This window comes from Methylobacterium sp. CM6244, assembly GCF_054817885.1.
Genome location: NZ_CM139247.1, coordinates 4,988,075 through 5,002,500, shown reverse-complemented (window position 1 = coordinate 5,002,500; position 14,426 = coordinate 4,988,075). Strand labels below are relative to the sequence as shown.

At 62.2% G+C, this 14,426-nt stretch carries 21 protein-coding genes (1 of these 21 cut by a window edge); 8 read left to right on the top strand and 13 right to left on the bottom strand.

Annotation, left to right across the window (positions count from 1 at the left end):
* Window positions 1-108: the 3' portion of a lipocalin-like domain-containing protein gene (locus tag ACYQML_RS23695; RefSeq protein ID WP_461234229.1), read on the top strand. The gene continues 408 nt to the left of window position 1, outside the view; 108 of the gene's 516 nt are visible here — the last part of the coding sequence; the start codon falls outside the window, past its left edge; it ends in the stop codon at window positions 106-108.
* A 12-nt stretch (window positions 109-120) separates the two neighbouring features.
* Here the strand turns inward: ACYQML_RS23695 and dusA are convergent, their stop codons facing one another.
* Entirely contained in the window at window positions 121-1,152 is a 1,032-nt protein-coding gene (dusA, locus tag ACYQML_RS23690; protein WP_461234228.1) for a tRNA dihydrouridine(20/20a) synthase DusA, read from the bottom strand.
* 122 nt (window positions 1,153-1,274) lie between these two features.
* Here dusA and ACYQML_RS23685 point away from each other — a divergent pair, with 122 nt between their 5' ends.
* The 3 genes from ACYQML_RS23685 to ACYQML_RS23675 all read left to right on the top strand — a co-directional run bounded on the left by ACYQML_RS23685 (window position 1,275) and on the right by ACYQML_RS23675 (window position 5,309).
* Window positions 1,275-2,384, top strand: coding sequence for a tyrosine-type recombinase/integrase (locus ACYQML_RS23685; RefSeq protein WP_461234227.1), 1,110 nt, complete (start codon window positions 1,275-1,277; stop codon window positions 2,382-2,384).
* A gap of 199 nt (window positions 2,385-2,583) precedes the next feature.
* Window positions 2,584-3,327, top strand: a complete 744-nt coding sequence (locus ACYQML_RS23680; protein ID WP_461234226.1) for a hypothetical protein — start codon at window positions 2,584-2,586, stop codon at window positions 3,325-3,327.
* A 146-nt stretch (window positions 3,328-3,473) separates the two neighbouring features.
* Window positions 3,474-5,309, top strand: coding sequence for a hypothetical protein (locus ACYQML_RS23675; RefSeq protein ID WP_461234225.1), 1,836 nt, complete (start codon window positions 3,474-3,476; stop codon window positions 5,307-5,309).
* 26 nt (window positions 5,310-5,335) lie between these two features.
* Here the strand turns inward: ACYQML_RS23675 and ACYQML_RS23670 are convergent, their stop codons facing one another.
* The 11 genes from ACYQML_RS23670 to ACYQML_RS23620 form a co-directional block, all read right to left on the bottom strand.
* On the bottom strand, window positions 5,336-5,596 hold the full coding sequence (locus tag ACYQML_RS23670) for a pyocin activator PrtN family protein (RefSeq protein ID WP_461234224.1): 261 nt from the start codon (window positions 5,594-5,596) through the stop codon (window positions 5,336-5,338).
* Window positions 5,593-5,835: a DUF3310 domain-containing protein gene (locus tag ACYQML_RS23665; RefSeq protein WP_461234223.1), complete on the bottom strand. Its 243-nt coding sequence runs from the start codon at window positions 5,833-5,835 to the stop codon at window positions 5,593-5,595. Before ACYQML_RS23665 ends, ACYQML_RS23670 begins: the two co-directional genes overlap by 4 nt.
* A gap of 103 nt (window positions 5,836-5,938) precedes the next feature.
* Window positions 5,939-6,262 carry a hypothetical protein gene (locus ACYQML_RS23660; protein WP_461234222.1) on the bottom strand — a complete coding sequence of 108 codons (324 nt, stop codon included), beginning with the start codon at window positions 6,260-6,262 and terminating at the stop codon, window positions 5,939-5,941.
* The gene (locus tag ACYQML_RS23655) at window positions 6,259-6,480 is read right to left on the bottom strand and encodes a hypothetical protein (RefSeq protein ID WP_461234221.1); all 222 of its coding nucleotides are present in this window, start codon (window positions 6,478-6,480) and stop codon (window positions 6,259-6,261) included. The genes ACYQML_RS23660 and ACYQML_RS23655 overlap by 4 nt, the downstream gene beginning before the upstream one ends.
* A gap of 2 nt (window positions 6,481-6,482) precedes the next feature.
* A complete protein-coding gene (gene dnaN / locus ACYQML_RS23650) occupies window positions 6,483-7,607 on the bottom strand; it encodes a DNA polymerase III subunit beta (RefSeq protein ID WP_461234220.1) in 1,125 nt (374 codons plus the stop codon).
* 104 nt (window positions 7,608-7,711) lie between these two features.
* Complete coding sequence (locus tag ACYQML_RS23645; RefSeq protein ID WP_461234219.1) at window positions 7,712-8,659, bottom strand: DUF2303 family protein; 948 nt, start codon at window positions 8,657-8,659, stop codon at window positions 7,712-7,714.
* 39 nt (window positions 8,660-8,698) lie between these two features.
* Window positions 8,699-8,965: a hypothetical protein gene (locus ACYQML_RS23640; protein WP_461234218.1), complete on the bottom strand. Its 267-nt coding sequence runs from the start codon at window positions 8,963-8,965 to the stop codon at window positions 8,699-8,701.
* Between the two features lie 38 nt (window positions 8,966-9,003).
* Window positions 9,004-9,351 carry a hypothetical protein gene (locus ACYQML_RS23635; RefSeq protein ID WP_420604727.1) on the bottom strand — a complete coding sequence of 116 codons (348 nt, stop codon included), beginning with the start codon at window positions 9,349-9,351 and terminating at the stop codon, window positions 9,004-9,006.
* A gap of 16 nt (window positions 9,352-9,367) precedes the next feature.
* Window positions 9,368-9,634, bottom strand: coding sequence for a hypothetical protein (locus ACYQML_RS23630; protein WP_461234216.1), 267 nt, complete (start codon window positions 9,632-9,634; stop codon window positions 9,368-9,370).
* Between the two features lie 99 nt (window positions 9,635-9,733).
* Complete coding sequence (locus ACYQML_RS23625; RefSeq protein WP_461234215.1) at window positions 9,734-9,985, bottom strand: hypothetical protein; 252 nt, start codon at window positions 9,983-9,985, stop codon at window positions 9,734-9,736.
* Window positions 9,986-10,460: 475 nt separating this feature from the next.
* A complete protein-coding gene (locus ACYQML_RS23620; RefSeq protein ID WP_461234214.1) occupies window positions 10,461-11,159 on the bottom strand; it encodes a S24 family peptidase in 699 nt (232 codons plus the stop codon).
* Window positions 11,160-11,232: 73 nt separating this feature from the next.
* On the opposite strand from ACYQML_RS23620, the gene ACYQML_RS23615 reads away from it, so the two are divergent.
* Complete coding sequence (locus ACYQML_RS23615) at window positions 11,233-11,478, top strand: hypothetical protein (protein WP_461234213.1); 246 nt, start codon at window positions 11,233-11,235, stop codon at window positions 11,476-11,478.
* A 2-nt stretch (window positions 11,479-11,480) separates the two neighbouring features.
* Here ACYQML_RS23615 and ACYQML_RS23610 read toward each other — a convergent pair whose 3' ends face one another.
* On the bottom strand, window positions 11,481-11,753 hold the full coding sequence (locus tag ACYQML_RS23610; protein ID WP_461234212.1) for a hypothetical protein: 273 nt from the start codon (window positions 11,751-11,753) through the stop codon (window positions 11,481-11,483).
* A gap of 101 nt (window positions 11,754-11,854) precedes the next feature.
* Here ACYQML_RS23610 and ACYQML_RS23605 point away from each other — a divergent pair, with 101 nt between their 5' ends.
* The 3 genes from ACYQML_RS23605 (at window position 11,855) to ACYQML_RS23595 (ending at window position 14,338) form a co-directional block, all read left to right on the top strand.
* Window positions 11,855-12,358 (top strand): phage regulatory CII family protein, encoded by a 504-nt coding sequence (locus tag ACYQML_RS23605; protein ID WP_461234210.1) that lies wholly within the window; start codon window positions 11,855-11,857, stop codon window positions 12,356-12,358.
* 79 nt (window positions 12,359-12,437) lie between these two features.
* Window positions 12,438-13,646 (top strand): DUF7146 domain-containing protein, encoded by a 1,209-nt coding sequence (locus tag ACYQML_RS23600; RefSeq protein ID WP_461234209.1) that lies wholly within the window; start codon window positions 12,438-12,440, stop codon window positions 13,644-13,646.
* Window positions 13,643-14,338, top strand: coding sequence for a DNA methyltransferase (locus ACYQML_RS23595; protein ID WP_461234207.1), 696 nt, complete (start codon window positions 13,643-13,645; stop codon window positions 14,336-14,338). The genes ACYQML_RS23600 and ACYQML_RS23595 overlap by 4 nt, the downstream gene beginning before the upstream one ends.
* The last annotated feature ends 88 nt before the right edge of the window (window positions 14,339-14,426 follow it).

The window sequence follows — 14,426 nt, the reverse complement described above, 5'->3', positions numbered from 1 at the left end:
GTTGACACGCGCCTTCGTGTCCTGACCCCTTGGCGTGTCATGCCGAACTGGACCGAGGAAGGTGAGACCCGCAGCATCGTTACCTTCGAGCGCGCGTCTGACAGTTAAGAGCCCTGTGGCTCAGGCCGCCTGGGCGGCCGCCGCTCCTTCGGGAATCTCCCTGGAGACGTGAGCCACCGCTTCGCGCAGGGTCGAAAGATCGGCATCCGCACGGGTGCCGAAGGTCGACAGATGTCTGCGGTAGGCGCGGGCCCCCGGGCGCCCAGTGAACAATCCGAGCATATGGCGGGTCAGCGAGTGCAGGCGGATACCTTGCGCCAAAGCCCCGGCAACGATCGGCAAGAACGCCTCCACCGCCTCGAAGGCATCCGCGACCGGGGCCTCCTCGCCGAAGACCAGGCGATCCACATCCAACAGAAGTGCGGGTTCGTGATAAGCCGCGCGGCCCATCATCACGCCGTCGACCGCATTCAGTTGGTTCAGCGTCTCCTCGATCGTGGCGATGCCGCCATTGATGGCGATCGGCAGGGAAGGACGGTTCCGTTTCAGCCGTGCCACACGCTCGTAATCGAGGGGGGGGACATCACGGTTCTCCTTTGGCGACAAACCTTGCAGCCACGCCTTGCGGGCGTGAACGATGAGCCCATCGACACCCGCACGTTCCACGGCATCGACCAGGGAATCGAGCGCGAACTCAGTATCCTGGTCGTCCACCCCAATCCGGCATTTCACCGTGACCGGAACCGAAACCGCGGCCTTCATTGCGACCACGCATTCCCCCACGAGAGTCGGATCCCGCATCAGGCAAGCGCCGAAGCGTCCATCCTGGACCCGATCCGACGGGCAGCCGACATTCAGGTTGATCTCATCGTAGCCGAAGCTTTCCGCGATACGGGCCGCCGCAGCGAGATCCGCAGGCACCGAACCGCCAAGCTGGACCGCTACAGGATGTTCCGCATCCGAGAATCCGAGCAGACGCCCCCTATCTCCGTGCAGAACGGCGTTGCTCGTTACCATTTCGGTATAGAGACGTGCACGGCGCGACAGGACGCGGTGGAACGACCGGCAGTATCGGTCGGTCCAATCCATCATCGGTGCGACCGAAAACCTGTACGGGCTGAAATCGCTGGGTTTTTTAACGCTGTCAGTCACTTCGCTTGCATCTCATGCTGTACTCGGGCCGGCTCAGACAGGCTCGATACGCCTCAAACGTTGTCGCATTTACAGCAATGCTGTAGGACTCTACCCCATGCTGTAGCTCGCTGCGGGGCGTCATGGGAACCATTCTCGAGCGGAAGCGGCGGAACGGTTCCACCGGATACCATGCGCAGATCGCTGTCCAAAGAGATGGGGTTAGCCATCGAGAGACTAAGACCTTCGACAGGCGACCGGCCGCAGCCGCGTGGATAGCCAAGCGTGAGCATGAGCTGTCGCAACCGGGCGCGCTCGCGGCCAGTAAGGTCGAGGATCCGACCCTCGGCGAGGCCATAGATCGCTACACCGCCGATTCCCGCCGTGCGCTCGGACGCACGAAGGTCCAGGTGCTGCGGGCCATCAAGACGTATGATATCGCCGCTTTGCCGTGCTCGGCTGTGACGAGCGCTGAGGTGGTCACGTTCGCTCGTGAGCTTTCGGTCGGGCGCATGCCGCAGACCGTGGGTAATTACATGGCCCATCTGAGCGCCGTGTTTGCCATCGCCCGACCCGCCTGGGGCTATCCCCTCGACCCTTCGCAGATGGATGCCGCTCACAAAGTTGCCAAGCGACTGGGCCTCACCTCCGCCTCGACCATGCGGGATCGTCGGCCAACGCTGGCCGAGCTCGATCAGCTGATGACGCATTTCGGTGAGGTGCGGGTGCGCCGTCCGAGCGCGATGCCTATGCAGCGCATCATCGCATTCGCGCTGTTCTCGACGCGCCGGCAAGAGGAGATCACCCGTATTACGTGGGCTGACCTCGATGAGGCTGGTTCGCGCGTCCTCGTGCGGGACATGAAGAATCCGGGTCAGAAGGTCGGCAACGACGTGTGGTGTGAACTCACATCGGAGGCTATGCGCATCGTGATGGCGATGCCTCCCACCCATCCTACCATCTTCCCCTACACGACAGATGCGATTTCAGCCGCGTTCACGCGGGCCTGCGCCTTCCTTGGCATCGAGGATTTGCATTTCCACGATCTGCGCCACGAGGGCGTCTCTCGGCTGTTCGAGATGGGGCGGACCGTGCCGCTTGCCGCATCAGTGTCAGGACACCGATCCTGGCAGAGCCTACAGCGCTACACCCATGTGCGGGCCGTGGGGGACAAGTATGCCGGCTGGCCGTGGCTGGAAAAAGTGACGAATAAGCTTGTTCCATCAGCCTCTCTTGATCAACTATCTCAATAGAACCTAATTGCGATACGTATAGGATTGGCCCGATATGCCTAGCTACATAAATACTATAATTATCAATGGAAGCAATCATGAGAGATATGAATCGAATTTTGACGCTCCTGATGACGCAACTGCACTTGCAAGCCATCGACAACACCTTCCGACGCGATCTCAAGGTCTAGCAAACCAGTTTAATTGCGTGAGGGCGGAGGTGGACGCTTTAACCTTTTTCCCAAGAATGGCTCGGCCACAAATTGGTTTCCCTGGATATATTGGTCTCAAGGGGCCCGGTCCACTGTACCGCTATGAGGAAGGAGGCCAGCCAGAGCTTCCCCATGACCCGCGCGTAAAGACTTCAAGTATCAACCAGTTGACCATACTTATTAGTTATCTGAAAGAGGTGTTTAGGTCCGTGGAGCCTACAAGTGGCAACATGCAAGTCTATGGCCATACTATTCGAAACGTGTTGCTTTTAAGTTCGATGGAATTTGAAAATGAATGCAGAGGTGTGTTGACTGCAAATGGCTATCCTCAGCCTCCGCGAGATAGATGGACGACTAACGATTTTATCAAAGTTCTTGCGCCGCTTCGCCTCAATGAATATGAGGTGGAGCTTAGCCATTACCCTACCGTTGCGGCGAGGCGTCCTTTCGGCAGCTGGGACGCCAATGCGCCCACATCCTCCCTAGGCTGGTACAATGCCTATAATGCAGTAAAGCATAATCGAGACCTTAATTTTAATCAAGCAACATTGAATTATGCTATTGACGCGATCTGTGCGTGCGCAATCATGTTGACTGCGCAATATAGATTGATAGATGGATGGCATGACCAAATAGGTGGTTTTTTCGATTTTGGCACCACACCTGAGTGGACGTTTGCTCAGCATTATATTTATCGCGATAGTGCGGCTGGGTTGAGAGGATGGCGACCTATAGATTTTAACTTCAGTTAGTAAGCCAGAGGCGCCTCTTTGACTTTGCCTAGTGCGCTAATGCCACACATGTCTCTTATCGTAATCGTTTATACAAAATCCCGCTATCGCCGATTGTATCCCTATGTAAAATCGCATGTGAGAATTCGTCTTCAGGGGTTATTATTGTGGGTCTTATTGCAAAGCTTCGCGAAGGCGTTTTAAAGATCACGGGCGACCCCGTTCAAGCTGGATCGCAATTTCAAGTCAGCATCGACTACAACAAACAAGTATCTATCAGCGATAATGGGCCGTCTCAGGCTGACGTTGCCGTCAAAACAGACGGAAGTCTGCTCGATCGTGTGATGCTCGACGAAGCTGGCGGTCCCGCGCGCGTTTACAGCTACGGCAACTCGGCTGACATTCGGGGGTCAGACTACAACGATTCTATCTACTTGTTTGGGTATGGTTCCTCATATGCCGCCGGCGGTCGAGGTAACGACTATCTCGTGTCGTCAGGCAGTGCAGATCGCCTGTCAGGTGGTCTCGGGCACGACCAGCTAGTTGGAGGCGGCGGGAACGACATCCTGAACGGCGGAGCGGGAGACGACAGCCTCGACGGTGGGGATGGCTTCGACATTGCCGCCTACAACGGGAACCGGTCCGATTTCAAATTGACCACCGTTGGTGACCATTATGTGCTCAATGATCTCCGGTCCAAAGGCCCGGAAGGAACTGACAACCTCTACAATATTGAGCAGCTTCGGTTCAAAGACGGTCTCGTCGATTTGCGTGCACCGTCGACCGATTTGACGGCCACTCTTCGTGAAGGCGTTTTAAAGATCACGGGCGACCCCGTTCAAGCTGGATCGCAATTTCAAGTCAGCATCGACTACAACAAACAAGTATCAATCAGCGATAACGGGCCATCTCAGGCTGACGTTGCCGTCAAAACAGACGGAAGTCTGCTCGATCGTGTGATGCTCGACGAAGCTGGCGGTCCCGCGCGCGTTTACAGCTACGGCAACTCGGCTGACATTCGGGGGTCAGACTACAACGATTCTATCTACTTGTTTGGGTATGGTTCCTCATATGCCGCCGGCGGTCGAGGTAACGACTATCTCGTGTCGTCAGGCAGTGCAGATCGCCTGTCAGGTGGTCTCGGGCACGACCAGCTAGTTGGAGGCGGCGGGAACGACATCCTGAACGGCGGAGCGGGAGACGACAGCCTCGACGGTGGGGATGGCTTCGACATTGCCGCCTACAACGGGAACCGGTCCGATTTCAAATTGACCACCGTTGGTGACCATTATGTGCTCAATGATCTCCGGTCCAAAGGCCCGGAAGGAACTGACAACCTCTACAATATTGAGCAGCTTCGGTTCAAAGACGGTCTCGTCGATTTGCGTGCTCCGTCGACCGATTTGACGGCCACTCTTCGTGAAGGCGTTTTAAAGATCACGGGCGACCCCGTTCAAGCTGGATCGCAATTTCAAGTCAGCATCGACTACAACAAACAAGTATCTATCAGCGATAACGGGCCGTCTCAGGCTGACGTTGCCGTCAAAACAGACGGAAGTCTGCTCGATCGTGTGATGCTCGACGAAGCTGGCGGTCCCGCGCGCGTTTACAGCTACGGCAACTCGGCTGACATTCGGGGGTCAGACTACAACGATTCTATCTACTTGTTTGGGTATGGTTCCTCATATGCCGCCGGCGGTCGAGGTAACGACTATCTCGTGTCGTCAGGCAGTGCAGATCGCCTGTCAGGTGGTCTCGGGCACGACCAGCTAGTTGGAGGCGGCGGGAACGACATCCTGAACGGCGGAGCGGGAGACGACAGCCTCGACGGTGGGGATGGCTTCGACATTGCCGCCTACAACGGGAACCGGTCCGATTTCAAATTGACCACCGTTGGTGACCATTATGTGCTCAATGATCTCCGGTCCAAAGGCCCGGAAGGAACTGACAACCTCTACAATATTGAGCAGCTTCGGTTTCAAGATGGAATCCTAGATCTGTAAAGAGCGGGTTAGCGCAATCGCCAACGCTATCCGCAGAGCTGCTTGCATTCCTTGCGGGCAGCTTCTGCCCGTTCATCGATCCAGCGCGCCAAGTCGTTCAGGTGGACGCCCTTCGCGCAGCGCTCACTTGATTCCATGCGGACGAGCGGCAGGGCAATGGCGCCAGCAGATATCTTCCGGACGAGTTTTTCCGGCGTGAGGTGCGAGAAGTAATCCCTACACACTCGGTCGATCGGGATGACGGCAGACCCGCTGTACTGCGCCATGAGGAGGAAGGCTGTGTTCATGGCCGGTCACCTTCTATCCGCCTGATCTCATCGTCAACGTACCAGCGGGCCTTCTTCAGATCCTCAATGGCGGACGGTGTCTTGAGGCCGGCGCGCCAGAGGTATTTGATGGCGTTGCCGACGTTGAAGCCCATGTGGCGGACGACCGTGATGCACTCCACGCCGCTTGGGTGAGAGGTGTAGTGCTCAGGATGATTCACTACATCTGGCGATGGGGCGGCTTCGTTGATCCTGAACATTAGCGTTGCTCCTCATCACGGCGGGCGGCGCAAGCGCCCATGATCATCAGCCCGAAGGTGAAGAAGACGACGGCGGTAAGGGCGTGGGCGAGGATGGTTCCGATCATGACCATGCTCCGGCTTGCCGGGTGGTCGGCGGATTGATGCGGCGGCGGACGGCGCGGGCCGCCTTCACCAGTTGCTCGCCCTCCATGCGACCGGGCGGGGCGGCGAGGACGAAGGCCGGTCGGCCCGAGAGGATCGCGCGGGCCTCGTCGCGGTAGGCCTCTATCTCCGCCGAGGTGAAGCCGGCGGCGGTGAGGTGGTGGAAGGTACACGCCTCCTCGGGGCCGTGCCGGTGAAGGCGCATGGTCTCCGCCATGAGGCTGATGCGGGTGGCGCGGTCGGGGGCGGCCTGGGCCGCGCGGATGAGGGATGGTGCGGTCACGGCTGGGCCTCGCTGACGAAGAGATCGGGATTCGCGGGACGCGGCATCCGAGGACGCCCGCGACGGGGTTTGCGCTCAGCGAGTTCCGCCTTGAGCAGGGCGGTCGTCGTCTCCCTCAGGCGCTCGCCGATGGAGGCGTGGGCGCGGTGCTGCCGGCGGGCCTTGGTGTAGGCGGCGGACAGTTCGGCGCGGCGGTGGTGAAGGTTGGTCGGTTTCATCGTCAGACCCTCATCGGCATCAGCACGATCGTCAGATCGTCCGAATTCTTGCGCGTCAGGATGGTGGGTGAGCCGGGGTCGCCGAGGGCGATTTCGATGGCGTCGGCGTCGAGGACAGTGAGGATTTCGGCGAGGTAGTCGCCGTTGAAGCCGATGCTGAGCGGCTTGCCGTCGAGTTCGCCGTCCACCTCGTCCGTGGCGTCACCGCTGTCCGGATTGTGCTGGGAGAGCGTGACGCCCGCCTCGGTGATATCGAGCTTCACGGCCCGGCCGCGCCCGCCAGAGACCGTCTTCACCCGGTCGAGCGCGCTGGCGAAGTCGGCGCGGGCCAGGGTGAGGCGGTTGCCGTTCTCGGCCGGGATGACACGCTGGTAGTCAGGGAAGGTGCCGTCGATCAGCTTCGACGTGAGCACCAGGTCATCCCGCTCCAGGCGGATCTTCGTTGTCGATACGGCGACCTGAAAGAACGCCGCGCCGTCCGTGGTGACGACCTTCTTCAGTTCCTCGACGAGTTTGCGGGGCAGGATGATGCCCGGCATGCCGGCGGCGCCTTCGGGGCGCGGCAGGGTGAGGCGTGAGAGCTTGTGCCCGTCGGTGGCGACGGTGCGCAGGCCGTTGTGGTGGTCGCCCTCGGGCCAGGCGTGGAGGTAGACGCCGTTGAGGTAGTACCGCGTCTCCTCGCTGGAGATGGCGAAGGTCGTCTCCGTCACCATGCGGAGCACGTCGGCGACCGGCCACGCGAAGTGATGGCTCATCTCACCGGCCTGGAGGTCGGGGAAGTCTTCGGCCGGCAGGGTGCCGATCTGGAAGCGCGAGCGGCCCGCCTTCAGCACCATGCGGCTGTTGTCCTCGGACTTGTCGAGCGACACGATCGCGCCTTCGGGCAGCTTGCCGACGATGTCGCGCAGCATCTGCGCCGGCACGGTGGTGGTGCCGAGCTCCGCAACCTCAGCCGCGCAGGCGGTGGAGGCTTCCAGATCCAGGTTCGTCGCGCGGAGCGTCAGGCGCTTGCCGTCGGCGGTGAGCAGGGCGTTGGACAGGATCGGAATCGTGTTGCGGCGCTCGACGATCCGCGAGGTGACCGACAGGGCCTTGAGCAGGGCGGAGCGTTCGCAGGTGAGGCGCATGGGTCTGCCGGTGCGAGGGTGAGAAAGGCGGCGGGGCGGCGTGATCGCTGCGCCCCGCCGAAGTGCCTGCGGCGAGAGGGTCCAGGTTGCCGCAGGATCGGGTGTCAGCGCGCGACGGTTTCGGGCGAGCCCTCGAAGGTCGGCAGGGCGGTCTCCTTGCCGGCCTTCGCCAGATCCTGGCTCACGCGGTCGCGCAGCTCGTCCTGCCAGCGATACAGGTCGTAGAACCACGTGACGGTGCCGCCGCCGGCCCTGTAGCGCAGGCGGACCGGGATGCGGACCTGCTCGCCATCGAGGAAGGCCGGCAGGGCGATCATGAAGATGCCCGGCACGGTGATGGCCTCGCCGTTCCGCCCGGTGTGCTCTTCCTGGTAGACGAGCTCGGCCTCGCCAGACTGGAGCTTGATCGCCTGCTTGAAGGTCTGGCCGACGCGGATCTCCAGGCTTCGCGCGAGGTCGATCAGTTCGTTGGGCGTGGCGAACTTCGCCTTGAACAGGCGCTCGTATTCGCCCTTCTCGGCATCGTAGGGTGCGCTCAATTCGGCCGCGTGATCCTCGAGGAAGGCCGCGAAATCGGCCTGGCTCAGCTTCTCGCCGGCATTGTTGATCCAGGCCTCGAATTCGGGCGTGATCGGGAAGGCGTAGTGGACGCGGTGGTCGGCGTTGCGGGGCTCGCCCTTGAGACCGTGATAGTCGAGCACGGCGGTGAGGGCGGGCTTGGGCCAGTCCGTCTTGGCGAAGATCACCGATCCGTCGTCCTTGTGCCGGTTCACCAGTTCGATGAACGAAAGCAGGGTGGTGACGGTGGCCGTGCCCCGGCGGCGCTCGGGTCCGGTGCGGAACTTCTCGATTTCGTCCTTCAAAACGCGGACCGTGCCACCGTTCGGCCCTGGCGTGACGACGACCGGGATAGCGCTCGGCAAGCCGCCGCCGAGGCCGGTGACCGGGATGGTGGTGATGACGGGCGTGACGCCCTGACGGCTAAGATCGGCGATGCGCTGGATCGCTTCTGCGTCGCCGCTCGGGCTCAGGACGGTATTGTTCGTGGCCATGGTGGAATCCTCGGTTGGGGGTGGAAGGGGGGCTCGGCCTCAGTAGCCAGGGACGGCTGGGCGCGGCGGTATGGGGCGCTCGCCGCCCGGTGCATTCGTCCGTGGGGTGATATCGAGGACGTTCGGCACGTCGAGCACAACGAGCTGCTGCTCATCGAACGTTTCGCTGTCGATCGGCTTGCCGTCCTTGAGTTCACGAGACTGGACTGTGATGCGCGTGCATCCGTGCAAGTATTCGTGCCGAGATGTGACGACGCCTTCGAAAGACGTGATGACTTCGCGCACTGTTTGGCCGAGATGAATCATTGCAAAGGTCTTTCCGGCAGCGCTTTAGAGGGAAAGGGTCAGGCGGAATCGCGCTCGCGATCACGGTCCGCGCTGCGGGGGCCTGCGAACATGTCGCTCTGGCTGGGGTGCTGGACGGAGAAGCCGCCTTCCATCGACCAGAAGGGGGTGGCGCCGAAGGATTTCTCCTCGGGCAGCTTCGACTTGACCGACGGCTTCACGTCGACCCGTCCTTCCTGAAAGGCGATGTCGAGCGTGACGGTGAGCGTCACCTTGCCTTTGCCGTCAGGCAGGGCGTCCAGCGCCTGCATGGCGTCGGTCAGGTGCTGGTCGCATTTCTCGGAGAAGCGGCCTCGGCTGAGGACGCCCACCAGATCGGTGAAGCTGCGGATGGGTTTCGTGGACACGGGTTCTCTCCGGCGGTCAGGCGGGGGGAAGGATGGCGCCGAGCGCCGGGGGTGAGCTGAGAGCGCGGGCGACCGCGAGGGTGCCGGCGAGGCCGGGCAGATCGCGGCGGATGCGGCGGGCGACCGGGGTGCGCGCCGTGTCGGCCTGCGAGCAGAGCAGGGTGAGGCAGAGGTTCGCGTTCGTGAGCTGGCCGCGCTCCATTGCGATGCGCGCGAGGCACATCATCGCCCATGCGGTTTCAGCGCCGCGCGCGGTGGCGGACCTGATGAGGCCGTCAGCCATGGTGCGGGCCTCCGCCAAAGCGGTGGTGACCGGCTGCCCAGAGGAGGCCGAAGGCGATGAAGGCGGCGAAGGGTGCGGCGTTGGCGAGGAAGCTGCCCATCACGCCACCGCCGACGAAATGCCGCAAAGGCCAATGCGAGCCAGGGCTTTAACGATAATGTCCTCGCGGACCGCCTGCGTGTCGAACTCACGACAGCTGGCGAGATAGCCAGCGATTTGGTCGTTCGAGAGCGGCCCGAAGAAATAGGCGGCTGTCTTCCCGCACCATCCCAGCTTCTTCGCGAGGTGGCGTGTCAGGGCCGCACGGATCTGTGCGGGCGTGATGGGCTGTAGCTGAGAGACTTCAGACACGGTCGGCTCCATCGCGAGGTGGCGATGGCAGAACGCTACAAGCCGTAGCGATAACCGTCAATACATGGTGTAGCGATAATTCTCGGGCAGCGTAGCGATTGGCGTTGGAAGCGCCATCGTCTCATCCACAGCAATCCACAGGCTGCATCTTTGTTCTTGAAATGTTCTTACAACGGAGCGCAATCTGGGGCTCAACCCCTGGAGGTGCTAATGGCTAGCAGCGATCGATACGCGGTTCAGACTTTTAAGCGCAGCGGCACTGGAGCTTTCAGCGCAGCTCGATCCATCGCTTGCAAGACGGCGGACGAGGCGCGGCTTCAGGCTGAGCGTAGTTGTGCGGGCCGGGACGACGCAGGCGCAGCGGCCTTCTTACTGAAAGGCGATGAATATCTTGGCTCAACCGACGAGCCTATAGCGATCGCAGTCTTTGGGGTCTGCCCGCCAGAGATTGTTGACAATATTCCGTTCTAAATCGCTATTCAGCGGCGACGCTAGGAGCTGACGCTATCTGCGACCAGCGCTTTGCGTGCACCGTACTGATAATGCCAGACGCCCATTTCAAGCGGGCGTCAGTAATAAGGGGTGCGTTATAGCTTTCTAGGTGAAAGCGTCCCTTCTTTGATCCCTGTAATATTCTCTTTAGGTATCGGTCGCCGCTCTGCGTCATGACCGCAGCATAGAATCCGACCAATCTTTCAGGGTTTTCACCATACTCGGAGCATAATACGACATCGTCCGGATCGAATTTGGGGTAACCCGACATGCCGGTGACACGGAACGCAATGGTTCCTTCCTCAATGGGGAATGGAACGCTGATTTCGTAAAGATTGGCTCCTTCGGGTAACTGCTCTGTGCCGGTTTCGATTACACCGCCAGCGCTGATCAGCCCTTTCACGCCGACGATGTTCGTTCCGACCGCCGTCTGTTCGGGAGCGTCGGCATCGCCGAAAAGTATGCCGCGCGCGGTCACCTCCACGCCGTCGAACCGGAAGCGTGCCGCGTAACGCTCGGCGTCGTCCTGCCCAATCGTCCGCGTGCCGTTTTCGTGGGCGCGATAGCTGCTTTCCGCCCACTCGTTCTGCATCGCTGCTTCACGCGCTGACCGGTAGCCGGCGGCTGCCCTGGCGGCTTTGAGACGAGAGCCCTGCGCTTTGCGAATTTTCTGATCGTCCATGCCACACAGTGTAGCGGCGTGAACGCTACGTGCCGTATTGACGACATTCGCTACCTCATGTAGCGATAATGCCATGAACACGTTCTCTGATGTCATCGACGCGCTCGGAATAGCCGTCACGGCTTCAATCCTCGGGATATCGGAGAGCCATGCGCGAACACTCAAGGCTCGCGACAGCATCCCGCCGGCCTACTTCAAGCGGCTGGTGGATTCGGATGAGGGAAAGGAGAAGGGCGTTACCTTTGACCTTCTCTTCGGCCTGCTTGAGAATGTCCCCGACCGGAAGGCCAAGTCCTCATCTGCCGAGGCCGCCGCCTGATGTCAGTGCTGCGCACCCTTCGCCGCCTGGTCGGCCATGTCCTTCCACATCTGCCGACGTCGGGCGGGCTCCATCATGTGGGCCAGCTCGTCGGCATCCTTCGCCGGCAGGGTGAGGGTGCCGATGACGCGCGGCTCACCTGCCGGGCTCCGCTGGTCGATCAACACGATCCGGCAGGCCCCGTCCGGTCCGTACTGGACCTGAAACAGTCCGGTGTCGGGGGCCTGTGGGTGGCTCGCGATGGCTCCATCCCTCGGTTCGTTGTCGTCGCTCATCGTGGTCCCCGTCGGGCCGGTGCGCCGGCCGCGCTGTCTGATGCGCCCGAACATACGGCTGCGCCGTCGGGTGTCGATGAAATTCCCGAGGGGTTCCTTTCATGATCGCGGCCCGTCAGCTTCCCCAGCGGGATTACCTCGCCCTCAAGGCGGCCCTGCGCGATCTGGTCGAGGCCGCAGGCGGTCCCGGCCGCGCCGCGGTAACCTCGCGGGGCAACGCCTCGCTGATGTCGCGCTACGGCGCCGTGCATGAGGACATGCACGCGCCGATCGATGTCATCGCGGACCTCGAGGCGCAGGTGGGCGACCTCATCGTGACGCGGGCGCTCGCCGCGTTGCACGGCTACGTGCTGGTGGCGGACCCTGACATCGCCCCGGCCGCTCCGAATTTCGGCCGGCATGTGGGCCATGTGGCGAAGGAAGCCGGCGACGTGCTGGCCGCGCTCGGCACCGCGCTCAGCGATGACGGCAAGCTCGACGCACGGGAGGCGCAAGCCTGCCTGCCGGAGGTGCGCGAGGCGCAGGCCGCGATGGCGCAGCTCAGACACGATCTGGAACGGGTCGCCGACTCGCCGCCGATGGTGCCGCGACGCGCGCCCGGCTGACCCGCCCTTCCTGTTCCAACCGCCTCTGTTCCTCGCCGCGCGAGCGCTTCGACGCGCCTGCATTCCATGGAGCCCGATCATGACCGGCACCGCTTTTGACGAATGGGTCGACGATGCCCGCGCCGTCAGCATCGCCGTGCCAGTGGAGCGCCGCACGGTGTCGCTGAAATCCAGCGGCGGCGAGCGCGTGGGGCCGTGCCCGGTCTGCGGCGGCAAGGACCGATTTTCGATCAACCTCACCAAGGGGGTGTTCCACTGCCGTGGCTCGGGCCTCGGCGGGGACGTGATCGCACTGACGCAGTATCTTGAGGGCTGTGAGTTCCGCGTCGCCTGCGAGATCCTGACAGGGCGGCCTCCGCCTGATCGCCACCAGGGTGAAACGGCAGAGGCCAAAGCCGCGCGCGAGGCTGCGTGGCGCAAGCGCCAAGCCGAGGCCGCACGGCAGGAAGAGATCAAGGACGCCTCAAAGGCCCGCGCTCGCGAGCGCGAGCGCAGGGCGTGCTGGGACATCTGGTCGAGGGCGATCGGCCTGCCGGGCACGGCGGCGGAGGCCTATCTGACCAAGCGCGGTCTTATCGCCCCGCCGAGCGCCCTGCTGCGCGCGGTTGTCGACCACCCGTATTTCGAGACGGTGGAGACCGGCGCCGAAAAGGTGGTGATCCATCGCGGGCCTGCGCTGGTGGCGATGATTGTCGGGCCGGACGGCCGGTTCGCCGGCCTGCATGCCACCTGGATCGACCTCGCCACCGCCTCGGGCAAGGCTGAGATCGTCCACCCGAAGACAGGCGAGCTGCTGCCGGCGAAGAAAGTGCGGGGCAGCGCCAAGGGTGGACGGATACCGCTCGTCCGCGTGCCGGAGCCGACCGATCTAGTCATGGGCGAGGGGACGGAGACCGTCCTGTCGGTGTGGCGAGCGCGGCCCGTGCTTGATGGACGCTTCGCCACCACCGCGTTCTGGTCCGCCTATAGCCTCGGCAATATCGGAGGCACCGCCACCGATCGGGAGAAGCACCCGTCGGCAACCCTCACGGACAGCCTCGGCCGCACTCGCGCTCGCAAGATCCCTGGCCGGGTGCCGGACCTCGCGCATCCGTCGATTCCGATCCCGCCGAGCGTGCGCAAGGTGTGGCTCCTCGGCGACGGGGACAGCGACCGGGCCTTCACCGAGAACGCCCTGGAGCGCGGCGCTCGCCGGTTCAAGCATCAGCGTCCGGGTTTGGAAGTGGTCGCTTCGTGGGCGCCTGAGGGTGGCGATTTCAACGATGTGCTTCGGAGGGCTGCGGCGTGAACAACCGGGTCGAGCACCTCGCCGAGGGCGTCACCCTCTACCTCGGCGATTGCCGTGAGATCCTGCCGACGCTGGGTCGGTTTGATGCTGCAGTGACAGATCCACCCTACGGGATCGGGGAGTCCGCAGCCAAGAACCGCACTCGCGGTAACAAGGTCGCCGCAGCGAAGGACTACGGCGACGATGCCTGGGATGAACAGCCGGCACCGCCTGAGACGATTGCTTGGATGCGCGAGAATTGCCGGTGGCAGATCATCTTCGGTGGCAACTACTTCACCTTGCCGCCTACCTCATGCTGGCTGGTTTGGGACAAGGAGAACACTGGCGATTTCGCCGACTGTGAGTTGGCGTGGACCAACATGCCGAAGGCCGTCCGTCGGCTTCGCTGGATGTGGAACGGCATGCTTCGCAAGGGGAGGGAGCCGCGCTTCCACCTGACGCAGAAGCCTTTGGGTGTCATGTCTTGGTGCCTGGATCATCTGCCCAAGGATGTCGCCACGGTCTGTGATCCGTTCATGGGATCGGGAACAACCGGCGTCGCCTGCGTAGGCAAAGCGTTGTCGTTCACCGGCATCGAGCGCGAGCCCCGTCACTTCGATACTGCGTGCCGCCGGATTGCTGACGAGCTTTCGCGACCCCGGATGTTCGCTGGGCCTGCGCCCGTGACCAGCGTTCAAGAGGCGCTGCTGTGATCGTCTGGCTCCATTACGTCCGCCATGCCGAAGTTCCGGCTTTTGAGGCCGCCGGCTGGCGCTTCGCCTCTGACCTTGGCCCGACGCA

Excerpts from the sequence above, each read along its gene's own strand:
- ACYQML_RS23685 (WP_461234227.1), top strand. The coding sequence starts at position 1,275 with ATGGGAACCATTCTCGAGCGGAAGCGGCGGAACGGTTCCACCGGATAC.
- ACYQML_RS23670 (WP_461234224.1), bottom strand. The coding sequence starts at position 5,596 with ATGAACACAGCCTTCCTCCTCATGGCGCAGTACAGCGGGTCTGCCGTC.
- ACYQML_RS23665 (WP_461234223.1), bottom strand. The coding sequence starts at position 5,835 with ATGTTCAGGATCAACGAAGCCGCCCCATCGCCAGATGTAGTGAATCAT.
- ACYQML_RS23655 (WP_461234221.1), bottom strand. The coding sequence starts at position 6,480 with ATGAAACCGACCAACCTTCACCACCGCCGCGCCGAACTGTCCGCCGCC.
- dnaN (WP_461234220.1), bottom strand. The coding sequence starts at position 7,607 with ATGCGCCTCACCTGCGAACGCTCCGCCCTGCTCAAGGCCCTGTCGGTC.
- ACYQML_RS23645 (WP_461234219.1), bottom strand. The coding sequence starts at position 8,659 with ATGGCCACGAACAATACCGTCCTGAGCCCGAGCGGCGACGCAGAAGCG.
- ACYQML_RS23640 (WP_461234218.1), bottom strand. The coding sequence starts at position 8,965 with ATGATTCATCTCGGCCAAACAGTGCGCGAAGTCATCACGTCTTTCGAA.
- ACYQML_RS23630 (WP_461234216.1), bottom strand. The coding sequence starts at position 9,634 with ATGGCTGACGGCCTCATCAGGTCCGCCACCGCGCGCGGCGCTGAAACC.
- ACYQML_RS23620 (WP_461234214.1), bottom strand. The coding sequence starts at position 11,159 with ATGGACGATCAGAAAATTCGCAAAGCGCAGGGCTCTCGTCTCAAAGCC.
- ACYQML_RS23615 (WP_461234213.1), top strand. The coding sequence starts at position 11,233 with ATGAACACGTTCTCTGATGTCATCGACGCGCTCGGAATAGCCGTCACG.
- ACYQML_RS23610 (WP_461234212.1), bottom strand. The coding sequence starts at position 11,753 with ATGAGCGACGACAACGAACCGAGGGATGGAGCCATCGCGAGCCACCCA.
- ACYQML_RS23605 (WP_461234210.1), top strand. The coding sequence starts at position 11,855 with ATGATCGCGGCCCGTCAGCTTCCCCAGCGGGATTACCTCGCCCTCAAG.
- ACYQML_RS23600 (WP_461234209.1), top strand. The coding sequence starts at position 12,438 with ATGACCGGCACCGCTTTTGACGAATGGGTCGACGATGCCCGCGCCGTC.